Here is a 13,983-nt window from a genome sequence, read left to right as displayed (position 1 = left end):
ACCTAAAATTTTTAACGTATTAAACCTGAAGCCCTGCATACACTGGTTGTACCAAACCTGTTTTTAATCTTGTCCATTGCCTGATACAATGAGATCTGTTCCTCAGTATCTTCAAAAAGATTCATTTGGTGGCATCCATGAACCAGGTTGGTAAATTTTACACCCACCATTCTGATCCTGATTCTTCTGGTATAGAGTTTATTGAACAGTTCAAGTACATATTTCAGTAAGGTATGATCAGCTGAGGTATGCGGAATTCTACATTGCTTTGTTTCCGTATCAAAGTTGGAATAGCGGATTTTTACTACCACTGTGGAAGTAAGCCATTTCTCTTCTCTCAACTGGTAACATAGCTTTTCCACCATTCCTGAAAGAATGCTTCTCACAGCAAACACATCAATGGTATCCTGTGAAAAGGTATCTTCCGTAGAAATGGATTTTCTTTCAGAATACTGCATGACGGGCGTTTCATCAATCCCATTGGCTTTTTTCCAGAGCACTGTTCCGTTTTTGCCAATCAGTTGCTGCAATACGTCAGCCGGGGTCTGGGAAAGCGTTTCAATGGTACGGACTCCTAATCTTGACAGTAACTGGAATGTCTCATTGCCTACCATTGGAATCTTCTTAATAGATAAAGGATTCAGAAAAGGCTGAACATCTTTCTCTTTAACCTCCAGTTTTCCGACAGGTTTAGATTCGCCAGTTCCTATTTTAGCCACGGTCTTATTGGTAGAGAGCGCAAAACTGATGGGAAGCCCTGTGTTGTCTGTTACTGCCTGTGCCACTTCCTGAGTCCATTTATAGCAGCCAAAAAACTTATCCATTCCTGAGAGATCAAGATAGAACTCATCAATACTTGCTTTTTCCATTACCGGAACTTTATCTCTGATTACTTCGGTGACAAGCTGAGACATGTTAAGATACATATCCATATCACCTTTGATCACCATTGCTTCAGGGCATAAGCGTAAAGCCATCTTGATAGGCATAGCCGATCGTACGCCAAAGAATCGTGTTTCGTATGAGCAGGATGCAACAACCCCACGGTCACCACCTCCAATGATGATCGGTCTTCCCACCAATTCTGAATTCTTTTTCCGTTCGCAAGAGACGAAAAAAGTATCCAGATCCATATGTACTATCGAACGATTCACGTGACAAAATTAGATACTATTTGTCTCAAAATTTATATATTTGCTGGTATAAATTATACCAATGTCAATTTTTTCAGAAAACATCAGGTTTCTGAGAGATCAGAAAAAAATCTCTCAGGCAAAGATTTCAGCTGACCTTACCATTACCCGTGAACGGTATGCGAAGTACGAAGATGGTCGCTCTGAACCACCGATTGAAATCTTATTAAGGATTTCAAAATATCATAAGGTCAGTATTGATTTACTGGTCAGTATTGATATTCGTAAGTTTCCTTTAGATGATATTGTTAGACTTCCGGGTAATAAAATTATTTTACCTGTTGTAGTAGATTCAAATGGCGATAATTTTATTGAGATTGTTCCTCAAAAAGCTTCTATGGGTTATCTGAACGGATACAGCGACCCTGAGTATATGGAAAACCTTCAGAAGATGCAGCTTCCGTTTCTGAAAAACGGCAAGTTCAGAGCCTTTCTTGCAGATGGAGATTCTATGCCTCCTTTTGCAGATCAGTCCATTATTATTGGGGAATATGTTGAAAGACCTGAAGATCTCAAAGCCAAAAAAGAATATATTTTTGTTACGACTGAGGGAATCACCTATAAAACTTTTGTTAAGCGGAATTCAAGAACAATTACGGTGGCTGCGGATAATATGTTTTATGAGCCTTATGATATTCTTCTTAAAGATATTGTGGAAATATGGAGGTATGTCAGAGGAATTTTACCTCAGGACTACAAACCACATTATCTGCCTGATGAGGAGAGTCTGAAAAATCTGGTCAATGATGCCAAACGCAGTATCAGTAATCTAGAAAACAGACTGCTTAGCATGAAAACAAAATAAAACTTCCCCGAAGGGAAGTAAAAAACACAAATGATGAAAAAAAATCCCAATGAATCGGGATTTTGTAAAAGTAAAAATTTATTAAAAATTGACAATGAGCCAGCTCAGTTTATTTAATGCCGAAGAATTTTATGAGTTTCCAAAAGATCTTTTGGAATACAAGGAGCATTTTTTAAGTGCGGAAGAGGCGGATACACTTAAAGCATTACTATTAGAAAATACTCCATGGGAACAGCGTACTCAAAAGATGTATGACAAAATGGTTCTGACCCCGAGATTAACAGCATGGTACGGTGATGATAAGAAATCTTATCAACCAGCAGACAGCAACTCATCAAAGACTAATTCATGGACCCCGGAACTACTTTCTTTAAAAGAAAGAATTGAAAATGAGTTCGGATACAGATTTAATGGTGTATTGTTGAACCTTTACAGAGATAACAATGATTCGGTTGCATGGCATAGGGACAAAGAAAGCAGATATGGGAAACGACCGGTTATTGCTTCAATAAGTCTCGGACAAACCAGGAATTTCGATTTCAGAAAGAAAGACCATCATCAGAGTAAATACAGTCTGCCGCTTCCCCATGGTTCTTTGCTTATTATGAAAGGTGATTTACAGGAAAACTGGCAGCATCGAATTGCTAAATCAGCCACTCCAATGAAAGAGCGCATCAATCTTACTTTCAGATTAATTAACAATATCTGATTCAACCTTTTACAGCCAAAGACTTCCACTTCATTCCAACCTATTTTCTTAACGAGTTTAGTCCGCTAACTTCGATGTTAAATTAAATATTTAGCATCATGGAAGACATTCAAAACACTCAACCGGATCCTTCTTTAATCAATATTCTATTGGTTTTCAATCCCAAAACCAATAAGATTGAAGCTGTGAAAACAATAGACGATAAAGGAGATCTGAAAACAGTACCCAACACCAAGAAGAATCAGAATCAATTTCTAAAGATTGATAAACAGGGTGATCTATTCTCTAACTTTTTCTCCAATTTTTTGAGTCAACTTAAAAATCCGACTCTGTTCAACTTTTTTAAATCGCCACTCAAAGAATCAGAGAAGATCGGAAAACAGATCCAGCATCACCTTACCCACCCCAGTACTGAGGGTGAAGAATTTCTAAACACTTACAAAATATTAACCCCAAATACCAATACGATGAGTACAAACCCTTTATCAGAAAAAGAGTATCAGTATTCTGCTGATCAAATCGACTGGAATATGATGTCAAAATTCGGCTTAACTCAAGAAAAATTAGAAAAAGCAAATGCTTTAGATCCTATGTTAAAAGGATTTAAAACCAACGGTCTTGTTCCTGTCACCATCAATCTCGGAACAGCCCTTACCAGAATGGATGCCCGGCTTTCACTGAATACCAATGATGCCGGAGATGTGGTCATCAATATTCATGGAATCAGAAAAGAACCCAATTTCAATTTTAAGTTTCTGGGTCATGAGTTTACTGCAGAAGACAAAAAAAATTTAATGGAAAACGGGAATATGGGACGTGTTGTGGGGCTTATTAATCCAAAGACTGATGAAATTATTCCTTCTGTTATCAGCAGAGACCGTCTCACGAATGAACTGGTTGCTTATAAAGTTGAAAATATCAAAATTCCCGATGAGATTAAAGGTATCAAATTAAATGAAGAGCAAAAGCAAACTTTAATAGAAGGCAGGGCATTATATCTGGAAGGCATGATTTCTTCCAAAGGAGAGCCCTTTAATGCACATGTTCAGTTTAATGCTGATAAAAAATATGTGGAATTTTTATTCGATCATAAAGAGCGTCAACAACAATCTCATTCAGAAATTCCAAAAACATTCAGAGGCAAAGACTTAAGTGATGAACAGTATGAGAAATTTAAAGGTGGGCAAACCATCTATCTGGATGGACTGCTGGATAAAAAAGGACAGCCCTATCAGGGTTATATCACCCTTAATCAAGAGACAGGAAAAGTAGATTTTTCGTTTCAGAATCCAACTAAAGCGAGAGAACAGGCAAAACCTATGGAGGGACACAAAACACAAACGGCAGTTAATTCAGAAGGTAAAACCAATGAAGCCACTAAGAATTTAAAAGAACCGTTACAGAAAGAGCAACAAACCCCTAAAGATAAAATTCAGCAGGCAAAACAGGATAAGCCACAGTCTCGTGCAAGAAAACGCAGCGTCTGATGTAACATAATAACGACCGGTATGAAAGTAGTATTAGCAGAAAAACCCAGTGTCGCCAGAGAAATAGCGATAGTCTTGGGAGCGACTGAAAAGAACGACGGATATTTAACAGGTAATGGCTATGCCGTTACCTGGTCTTTTGGCCATTTACTGGCATTGGCGATGCCTGAAGATTACGGTATTTCAAGTTTTAGTAAGGAGGCATTGCCTATTTTACCCGAACCATTCAGATTAACCATCAGAAAAGTAAAAAAGGGCAAGCAGTTTTTAGTGGACCCGGGAGCATCCAAACAACTGAAAATCATTGAAAAGTTATTCGATGCAGGTGACCGTATTATTGTCGCTACAGATGCAGGAAGAGAAGGAGAGCTTATCTTTCGGTATATCTATGAATATCTGAATTGTAAAAAACCGTTTGAAAGACTATGGATCAGTTCCTTAACACAAAAAGCCATTAAAAATGGTTTTCAAAATTTAAAACCCGGAGATCAGTTTGATGGTTTATTTCATGCAGGTCAATGCAGAAGCAGGGCCGACTGGTTATTAGGGATTAATACCACTCAGGCATTGACTATAGCTGCAGGTAGCGGATTATATTCCTTAGGCAGGGTTCAGACTCCGACATTAGGTTTAATCTGCAAACGTTATCATGAACACAAAAATTTCATCAGTCAGAAATACTGGCAGATTGGGTTGCGGCATCAAAAAGATTATACAGAATTTAAAAGTCTCGGTAAACTAAAAATCACAGAAAGAAAACAAGCTGAAGATATTGTAAAAGCATTGGAAAGAAACCCGACAACAGCAACCATTACTTCCATTGATGTAAAAACGGTAAAAGAGCAACCCCCTCTCCTTTTTGATTTGACAGGTCTGCAAAAAGAAGCAAACAAGAGGTTAAATTTCAGTGCAGAGCAGACGCTGAATATTGCTCAGAGTCTCTATGAGAATAAATTTATTACCTATCCCCGAACGGGAAGTCAATACATCCCGGAAGATCTATGGCAGGAAATACCTGATCTCATCAGAATTCTTCAGGAAAAGGAGCCATATAAAAATGCAGCAGGCTCACTTCCTTGGGGAAACTTCAGCAAAAGAATTGTCAATGATGTGAAAGTTACCGATCATCATGGACTGCTCACTACAGAAAAAATTCCTTCAGCACTTACGCCAAAAGAGAATGCTATTTATGAACTGATCGCTTTTCGATTACTGGAGGTTGTTTCACAGCCATGTATCAAAGAAATTACAGATATTGGTTTACAGGTGCTCCATCTTGATTTTGCAGCTCAGGGATGTAAAATCCTGCAAAGAGGTTGGCGTAATATAGCCGGTATTTCTTCAGATGATTTTGAGACGGTTGAGGAGTTGCCTGAGGTCAGGGAAGGTGCAGAACTTAAAATTAAAGAAATTACGATCTTTGAAAAGAAAACCCAGTCTCCAAGCCTTTATACTGAAGGAAGCCTATTGTCTGCAATGGAAAATGCAGGGAAAAATATTGAAGAAACAGAACAACGGAAGATATTAAAAAATATAGGCATTGGCACACCTGCAACAAGGGCATCTATTATTGAGACGCTAATTCATCGGGGTTATATTAAAAGAGATAAAAAATCAATCATCCCAACTGACAAAGGTCTATATGTTCATGATCTCGTAAAAGATAAAAAAATAGCTGATATTTCTTTAACTGCAGAATGGGAACTGGAAATGCAGCGTATAGAAAATAATGAATCAAAGGCAGCTGAATTTCAAAAGCAAATCGAAAGCTATACAAAATCTGTTACTGATGAATTACTGCAGATCCGCATTGAACGGCCTGATGTTCCCAATATTATATGTCCAAAATGTAAAACGCAGTATTTGGTTATTCATGATCATATTGTAAAGTGCCGTGATATTCGTTGCAGTTGGTTGCAGTTTAGAAATATCTGCGGTATCCAAATCTCAGTATATGATATCGAAAGCCTTATTAACACAGGTCGAACTTCATTAATAAAGGGAATGAAAAGTAAGTCAGGAAAAACTTTTAACGCTTATATTACACTGAATGAAAAGGCTGAAAGCTCATTTGAATTTGAAAGAAGCTGATAGATTAATTTCCTTTTAAGCGAAGCAAACTATATTTACAATACAACTCATAGATGAGGTGAATCGGTAAAAAAAATTATTTACAGTAAATTTGCATCTGATTCTCATGTTTAATTTGAGTTTTCATGGTTATTAGTTTTTATCCCCGGTCTCCGGGGATTTTTACTTTATTGTTTTGGTATTAAATGCTGTAGCTCAGGGTGAGCTTTTATACGCTCAATTTCATTTTCAATGATCCTCATAACGTCCTGCTTAACATTTCTGTAATTCTCTTCAATAATTGATGTGAACCGGTCTTCTCCACTATCACTTACAAATGATAAAATCTCCGGTATCCGCTGATAGGATTTAGTTTCTCCAGCTACTTTTTCATTATCCACTACTATTTCTGCATGAAACATTTTCTGTTCAATTCTTTCATCAAAATTATCAGATACAGCCCCTACAAACATTCCCTGACTTAACGTTGAAATTTTGGAAGCCGGTATCAGACTATCCAGCTGTGTAGATATAGAAGTGGACGTATCATTTCTGTTGATGGTCATACTTTGTCTTTTCTGGAGGACTTTTCCAAAACGTTCGGAAAGATTTTTAGCCGTGTCTCCCACGACCTGACCACTGAATATATTCCCCACTGTATTCTGAATCACTTTACTTTCTTTATCCCCATAATCTCTTGTCAACTGGGAGAAATCCTGAAACCCTAAGCAGACAGCTACTTTATTACTTCTTGCGGTTGCAATCAGATTATCCAATCCCCGAAAATAAATCGTAGGCAATTCATCAATAATCACTGAACTCTTTAGTTGCCCTTTTTTATTGATGAGTTTTACGATTCTGGAATTATAGAGCCCAAGTGCTGCTGAATAGATATTCTGCCGATCCGGGTTATTTCCTACACATAATATTTTCGGTTCTTTCGGATTGTTGATATCCAATGAAAAATCATCTCCGGTCATGACCCAATATAGCTGAGGAGATATCATTCGTGATAAAGGAATCTTAGCAGAGGCGATCTGCCCCTGAAGCTGGTCCTGTGCGCCACCTTGCCACGCGTCCATGAAAGGGGAAAGATAGTTCTCAAGATCAGTATAAGAAGTTAAAATCGTGAAAACATCAGAGTATTTTTTATTGAGCAGTTCAATGGCATGAGGAAAAGTACAGTATTTACCATTTTCATATATTTTCAGGAACCAGATAATAGCAGCTAAAAGAATAATGGGAGATTCCACGAAGAAGTCTCCTTGCTTTTGAATCCAGGTTCTGTTTAAATTAAGCATGATGGTATAGGCTGCTTCATAGGCATCTGAAATATCCGTCATAAAATCAGGATTTAAAGGATTGCAACGATGGCTTCTTCGGGGATCATCAAAATTAATAACATAAAACTTTGGTTTTACTTTGTATTTATCATGGTGTTTCAATACATGATTATAAGCAATTGTTGAAAGATCATCAAACTTAAAATCATAGATGTACATGGAGAAACCCTTCTCAATCTGCTGTTTGATATAATTATTGACAATAGCATATGACTTTCCTGATCCCGGAGTTCCCAGTACAATGGTTGCTCTGAATGGATTGACAATATTGATCCAGCCCTGATTCCATTTTCCTTTGTAATAGAATTTAGTGGGAAGGTTCACAGAGTATTCATTTTCCATCAATTGGGTTTCCTGCATAAAACTTTCATTCTCATTATTGAATACATCATCCATCAGATTATGTTTTAACAAACGGCTCATCCATACCCCTGATACCATTAGGAGGATATATCCTACTGACATTGAAAGCATATATAAAAGAATACCTGCCCCGCCCCATCTCAGCAAAATAGTATTGAAGAAAAACAATAATGTTCCGACTGTCATGAAACCAATAATCTGAGACCAGGTTATCTTCTCGTCTTTTACTCCTTTTGTTCCCAAACAGCTTAGAGAGAGTAATACAATGGTAAAAACTTTTGTATAGAGACTGTGAGAGAACAACCCTGCTGTTCTTTGGAAATTCAGCAGTATTCTGTTAATGATTTCCAATGTCCATCCTTTTTCATGAAAAAATGGATAACAATACCAGTAATAATGCATCAGTACCATTAAAATACTGACGGCACGCATAAAAGCCATAATTTTAGCTAAGCCCCGTAGATCATCTTCACCCTGCATATCATTTATTTTTAGAGTTAGGATGATGAATTTATTGGGTAACAGAAGTCTGTTTTCTACACTGGCAGTGTCAGGCATTATAAGGAAGCGTTTGGCACAGTGCTGAAACTTATTTTATCATGAATCATAGCATTTGTTGACCAAGGAATTTTTTACATTTGTCTTATAACAAAATATCAATGAAACCTGTACAATCAAAATACACAGAATTACTGGACAGTATCGGATCCGCTATTGAGGTTGCAAGACAAAATGCGGTTAAGGCAGTCAATACTGAGCTGGTGAAAGCCAACTGGGAAATTGGCAGGCATATCGTGGAATATGAGCAGCATGGTGAGGAACGTGCAGAATACGGAAGTAACTTACTGGCAACACTTTCCAAAGATCTGAGGCAGCGTTATGGCAAAGGATTTGGCAGGCGTAATATTTTAGATATGCGCAGATTTTATCTGACCTATCAAAAATGGCAGGCAGTGCCTGCCAAATTAAGCTGGACTCATCTGGTTACTTTGCTCGGTATTTCTGATGATACGGCAAGGAAGTTCTATGAAAAACAGGCCGTGCTGGAAAATTGGGGCTATCGCGAACTGGAAAGGCAGATCAACTCTTCCCTTTTTGAAAGACTGGCATTGAGCAAAGATAAAAAGGGCGTACTGCAACTTGCGGAAAAAGGCCATATCGTGACCGATTCCACAGAGGCTATAAAAGATCCTTATGTACTGGACTTTCTCAAATTACCTCAAAGTCATCGTGTTACCGAAAAAGCATTGGAACAGAAGATTATTGACAATCTGCAGATGTTTCTTTTAGAACTGGGAAAGGGTTTTACATTTGTCGGAAGACAGTATAAGATATCACTTCGTAACAGGCATTTTTATATTGATCTTGTATTCTATCACCGTATCTTAAAGTGTTTTGTGCTGATTGATTTAAAAATAAAACAGGTTGAGCACAATGATATAGGACAAATGAATTTATATCTGAACTACTTTAAATCTGAAGAAAATGTTGTGGATGATAATGAGCCTATAGGCATTATCCTTTCTGCGGAAAAAGATGAAGTATTGGTGGAATATGCAACAGGTGGTATTTCTAATAAAATATTTGTTTCCAAATACCAGTTGTATTTACCTGATAAAAAGGAATTACAGCAAAAAGTACAGGCAATTATGCAAAAAGAAGGTTAAGTACAAGAAATCATCAGACTATCTTTTTCTTTTCTTTTTCCACTTTCGCATTTGCTGTGAAAAAACCTGTTCTTCATAGTCCTCTCCCTGCACCGTTGGCAACAATCCGGGAAATGAGTCCACTGATTCAGTGTCACGTAAATCATCATTGTCATCATTTAAAAATCCAAATAAGGGATGAAGTTGAAGGGGTAAGAATTGATTTGTTGGGGGTAATTCAATTTCTGCCTGCTTTTCATTAGAGGGTCTTTTTAAATGCTCCTGATCCTTCCATAAATCATTAAAAACAGCAGCGGAATATTCTTTTCCCAAATTTGAACCATTCCATACTGTTTTGGAGTTGTGATCGATAAATGTCATTCCATAAATACGTCCGGCTTCATTTCTTCGGATTACCGTATTAATACCCATAGACCTTACTTTCTCAATAAAATCTTTTTCATGAATACTCACTTTGAGGGCATTGTCAACCCAACCCTTTATTTCAGTTTTATTCGATTGAAGAATAGATTTTTTACTTTTTAAAAAGTGAGATTCCACTGCAGGCAACTGTGCCGCTCTTCCAATCCTTGAAGCTTTCAATGGGTTTCCAATTTTATGTTTGTTTGTATCCAATGCAAAATACACCAACCCCCGCTGTAGTTTTCCATGCAATTCGCCTTCAATTTTTTCAACTGCTATATTGAAAAGTGAAAGCAGAGCATTGTACTCTCCAAGTGTTTTAAAGGAATACACATCAGCTATATTCCTGATGACAGAGGCGATCTGATGTCTAATATTCCCGGTCTGATAATCAACCGGTTTGAAAACCATGTTATTTTTCACCTTCTGCCCTTCTGCAGCTGGCAATAAATTATAGGTATTTTCGAGTTGTCTGCACATATTCATCGACCGCCTTTTCTCAAATCGATCTGATATTTTCCTGCCATTTTCATCAACACATACAGACACAATATGAATATGGGTACGGTCGATATCAGTGTGTTTAAAAACCATGTAAGGCTGTTCACCGTACCCCATTCCATTCATATACTCTTCTGCCATCTTCACAAAATCCTTATCACTGACCTTATCATTCGGATCTGGATTAAGCGATATATGTAAAGTATGTTTTTCCGTCTTTTGATTGGCAGCAAGATAAGGATCGAAAGATCTCATGAGTTGGGGTATAGTATACGTCCCATCTGTGGATTCCATCATTTTATTCATCAACAAAATTTGTCCCTGTCCCTTTTCCACCTTATGATGATTATAGGCTAAGGCACCATATAAACTACTGCTTCTGCCAATTTTTGCAATCATTGAACCATCATTTTTCTATATTCCCGTTAGTAAATTCATTAGCCAATTCAATAATTTTTCGGCATAAAGCTGAAAGTTCAGCAGTATGTTTCTCCAATTGATACAGAAATGCCGCAGCTTTTTTTTCGGTAAAATGAGTGTATAATAACTTAACTACCTGATTGTAATTCACGCCCACTGCTCTGAACTGGGAATAAAAGGAAGTCAGCCTCATGTAAAAATCAACACTCCCCTTATCAATTTTTACTGTTTTTATTTCTTTTGAAAACAATACAGAAGTTATAAATTTAGCTTTATTATCTATTCCAGAGGCTTCAAATAAAGACAGAAATTTGCTATTGTCTTCATCATCCAGCCGAAAAACATACCGGTGATTACAAGGGTTTATCTTTGGCTTTCGCCCACCTTTACTTCTCTTATTATTTTTCTGATCATTCATAGATATCCATTTAAAGTTTATAAACCTCGACTTCGGAGAGTGTTTCAAAGCTCCCGGCAGGGCAAGTTGTTTTGAGGCACAAAAAACAGTTATGAGGCACTCAAAACACAACTTGCCGTGTTCAGGTGAACACCATATTTATCGTATCACAAAAACTATTGTAACAAGCGATCAACATCTTTCAGCTGTTGTAATAAACACCAACTCTTCTTAAAATTGTATACAACAAGGTAAACAGAAACAACCGGATATGTACAATAATCCCCCCTTCCAATTACTGCCAAATAACACCAGGAATCACCTGAAGATCAGTACTGGTTTTGAAAACTCTTTCCTTTACAGCAACACATAAAGTTGATGATGAAACGGGCAAATCATAAAAATGTAAAGTTTTACAACTATAAAAGCGCAAAAGCAGAAAAGCAGTTACAGATATTCAAAAAAAGGTATTCTCTCAACAAAACAGTTGCAGATAAACCCTGTAAAAATGATGTAAATGTATACATCTTTAGATTTTTAAGATAATACAGGAGTACCCCTACATATAAATCAACTTATACAGATTCTTACCATTCAACATTATAAAACAACAATAAATACATGCATCATGAAAGCAACAAAAAAAACTTTAAAAGTAAGTTTCTCCACTCAAAAAGGAGGTGTGGGAAAATCGACGATTACCATATTACTTGCCAGCGTATTACATTACCGATTGGGATACAATGTTTTAGTCATGGATTGTGATTTTCCACAATACAGCCTAAGCAATATGAGGGAACGTGATAAAAAAGCAATTATGCTGAACGAGTACCATAAGAAAGCTGCTATGAAACAATTCCAACTGATCAATAAGAAAGCATATCCGATTATACGCTGTAAGGCAGAAAATGCAATAGAAGAATCTACCCGATATATTAAACAAACTACCCTAGTTCCGGATATTATCTTTTATGATCTGCCTGGTACCGCCAATACCAAAGGGGTGCTGACGACCTTGAAATCAATGGATTTTATTTTTGCTCCCATGACTGCTGACCGTTTGGTTGTAGAAAGTACGTTAGGATTTACCAAAGCTTTTATGGCGCTTCCTTCCGGTGAGCATGATTTTCCGCAACAAGCGTTATGGCTATTCTGGAATCAGATTGATGGACGGGAAAAGACAGGGTTATACGAAATCTACGAAAAAGCAATTGCAACTCTTCAGATGAATATAATGGATACGCGAATTATGGACAGTAAACGATTTCGTAAGGAATCCGACCATATCGGAAACAGTATCTTCAGATCAACACTGTTACCAGCAGAATATCCGATTTTAAAAGCGACAAGAATGGATCTGTTTATTGAAGAGTTTCTAAGAATCACAAATCTGTAAAACCCGAAAGATGGCTACAAACAATGACAACAACGATTTAGAAAAGGCTACAGTTGATGAAGAGTATTTAATGCAGGTCATCAGTGGTGAACAAACGGCTCTTGACGAAAAAAATCATACAACCAGACAAGCTGTTCAAAAGTCCAAAGAAAAAGCAAAAACCAATTCTTTTAAAAAGCTCAACTATGAAGAGACCTTTTTAACCAATCGCTTTCCTTCAGGACGTAATGGTAAGGTGGTCTATATACGTCCGGAATATCACGAAAGATTATTGCGGATTGTACAGCTTACCAGAGAAGAAAGGACAACTCTCTATTCCTATATTGACAATATTCTGGAACAGCATTTTCTGGAATATGGAAACGAGATTACGGAGTACTTTAACAATCACTTTAAACCCATTTTATAACTATGGAAACTATCATCAGTATTTGTCTTCTGATCATAATTCTGCTATTACTCCATGACAAAATTATCCGAAAACAATCCCATTTTCACAAAACTGAAGACCAAGCAAATAATAAAAACCAACCCAATATTATGGGTGAAGCAAAAACTTCACTCCATTCTATGATAATGACTTCCTCTGAAAGACAAGAAAATGAACTTGGTTTTGATCCCTCTAATTTAGACATAGAATATGATATCAGCGAAAATATCAGTCTATTAAATCCGCAGGAAGAGCCGGAATTTGGTTTTAATAGTGAACCTGATTTTATTGAAGAGGAAGAAGAATGGAAAAAGTATAGAATAATCGGTGAGGATAACAGTTTAGCCCAAGGGGTTACCTTTGAAGAACTGAGCTGTGTGGAGATGTTTGTGAAACAAAATAGTTTTACCTTATCTCAAAAGGAAACAGCAGCAGCGATCGTTCAAAAAACTTATGGAACCGAATTATATACCTTACTTGAGAATTTTATGGAAAATGCTTCCTTTGAAATAACACAATTGTTAGATAGAAGTTTGGATCATAGAGAAGATGGCGGTACTTCCAAAGTACGGAATAATGATTTTCATATTGGAGGGTAGTGTCTATTGGAGAGTTTATTTAACTCTCCAATATCTAAAATTGATATAGAAAATGCTTCGATGATATATATAACATAAACTATAAGATTTTCTGCAAATCATCTTCATATTGAGTCAACAAAAACGACACTATCCCGTAAAGTGTGTAAGTTAAAAAGTCAGGGCTTAGATTTTATAATCTGAGCCTTTTCTCAAAAATAA

The 13,983-nt window shown here is 36.9% G+C and carries 12 protein-coding genes; 8 read left to right on the top strand and 4 right to left on the bottom strand.

What is annotated here, in order from left to right:
• Positions 1–11: 11 nt before the first annotated feature.
• Positions 12–1,154, bottom strand: coding sequence for a DNA polymerase IV (dinB, locus tag NK356_RS20090; protein WP_253317857.1), 1,143 nt, complete (start codon positions 1,152–1,154; stop codon positions 12–14).
• A gap of 61 nt (positions 1,155–1,215) precedes the next feature.
• Here dinB and NK356_RS20085 point away from each other — a divergent pair, with 61 nt between their 5' ends.
• The 4 genes from NK356_RS20085 to NK356_RS20070 all read left to right on the top strand — a co-directional run bounded on the left by NK356_RS20085 (position 1,216) and on the right by NK356_RS20070 (position 6,285).
• The gene (locus tag NK356_RS20085) at positions 1,216–1,998 is read left to right on the top strand and encodes a LexA family transcriptional regulator (protein ID WP_253317856.1); all 783 of its coding nucleotides are present in this window, start codon (positions 1,216–1,218) and stop codon (positions 1,996–1,998) included.
• A gap of 94 nt (positions 1,999–2,092) precedes the next feature.
• Positions 2,093–2,707 carry an alpha-ketoglutarate-dependent dioxygenase AlkB gene (locus NK356_RS20080; protein WP_253317855.1) on the top strand — a complete coding sequence of 205 codons (615 nt, stop codon included), beginning with the start codon at positions 2,093–2,095 and terminating at the stop codon, positions 2,705–2,707.
• A 98-nt stretch (positions 2,708–2,805) separates the two neighbouring features.
• A complete protein-coding gene (locus tag NK356_RS20075; protein WP_253317854.1) occupies positions 2,806–4,194 on the top strand; it encodes a DUF3945 domain-containing protein in 1,389 nt (462 codons plus the stop codon).
• A gap of 21 nt (positions 4,195–4,215) precedes the next feature.
• Positions 4,216–6,285: a type IA DNA topoisomerase gene (locus NK356_RS20070; protein WP_253317853.1), complete on the top strand. Its 2,070-nt coding sequence runs from the start codon at positions 4,216–4,218 to the stop codon at positions 6,283–6,285.
• A 167-nt stretch (positions 6,286–6,452) separates the two neighbouring features.
• On the opposite strand, the gene mobC is transcribed toward NK356_RS20070, so the two are convergent.
• Positions 6,453–8,450 carry a conjugal transfer protein MobC gene (mobC, locus tag NK356_RS20065; RefSeq protein ID WP_253317872.1) on the bottom strand — a complete coding sequence of 666 codons (1,998 nt, stop codon included), beginning with the start codon at positions 8,448–8,450 and terminating at the stop codon, positions 6,453–6,455.
• Positions 8,451–8,629: 179 nt separating this feature from the next.
• On the opposite strand from mobC, the gene NK356_RS20060 reads away from it, so the two are divergent.
• Positions 8,630–9,637, top strand: coding sequence for a YhcG family protein (locus NK356_RS20060; protein WP_227942488.1), 1,008 nt, complete (start codon positions 8,630–8,632; stop codon positions 9,635–9,637).
• 18 nt (positions 9,638–9,655) lie between these two features.
• Here the strand turns inward: NK356_RS20060 and mobB are convergent, their stop codons facing one another.
• Positions 9,656–10,939: a conjugal transfer protein MobB gene (mobB, locus tag NK356_RS20055; RefSeq protein ID WP_253317852.1), complete on the bottom strand. Its 1,284-nt coding sequence runs from the start codon at positions 10,937–10,939 to the stop codon at positions 9,656–9,658.
• A gap of 7 nt (positions 10,940–10,946) precedes the next feature.
• The gene (gene mobA / locus NK356_RS20050; RefSeq protein WP_253317851.1) at positions 10,947–11,378 is read right to left on the bottom strand and encodes a conjugal transfer protein MobA; all 432 of its coding nucleotides are present in this window, start codon (positions 11,376–11,378) and stop codon (positions 10,947–10,949) included.
• A 607-nt stretch (positions 11,379–11,985) separates the two neighbouring features.
• Between mobA and NK356_RS20045 the strand changes: the two genes are divergently transcribed.
• The 3 genes from NK356_RS20045 to NK356_RS20035 are packed head-to-tail and all read left to right on the top strand — an operon-like array spanning position 11,986 to position 13,782.
• Positions 11,986–12,753 carry a ParA family protein gene (locus NK356_RS20045; RefSeq protein ID WP_253317850.1) on the top strand — a complete coding sequence of 256 codons (768 nt, stop codon included), beginning with the start codon at positions 11,986–11,988 and terminating at the stop codon, positions 12,751–12,753.
• 10 nt (positions 12,754–12,763) lie between these two features.
• Positions 12,764–13,162: a DUF3408 domain-containing protein gene (locus NK356_RS20040; protein WP_253317849.1), complete on the top strand. Its 399-nt coding sequence runs from the start codon at positions 12,764–12,766 to the stop codon at positions 13,160–13,162.
• Positions 13,163–13,164: 2 nt separating this feature from the next.
• Positions 13,165–13,782, top strand: a complete 618-nt coding sequence (locus NK356_RS20035; protein ID WP_253317848.1) for a conjugal transfer protein TraD — start codon at positions 13,165–13,167, stop codon at positions 13,780–13,782.
• Positions 13,783–13,983: the final 201 nt, after the last annotated feature.

The organism is Chryseobacterium sp. S0630, from assembly GCF_024158915.1.
Taxonomy (GTDB): domain Bacteria; phylum Bacteroidota; class Bacteroidia; order Flavobacteriales; family Weeksellaceae; genus Chryseobacterium.
This window is presented reverse-complemented; position numbering and strand designations above follow the sequence as displayed.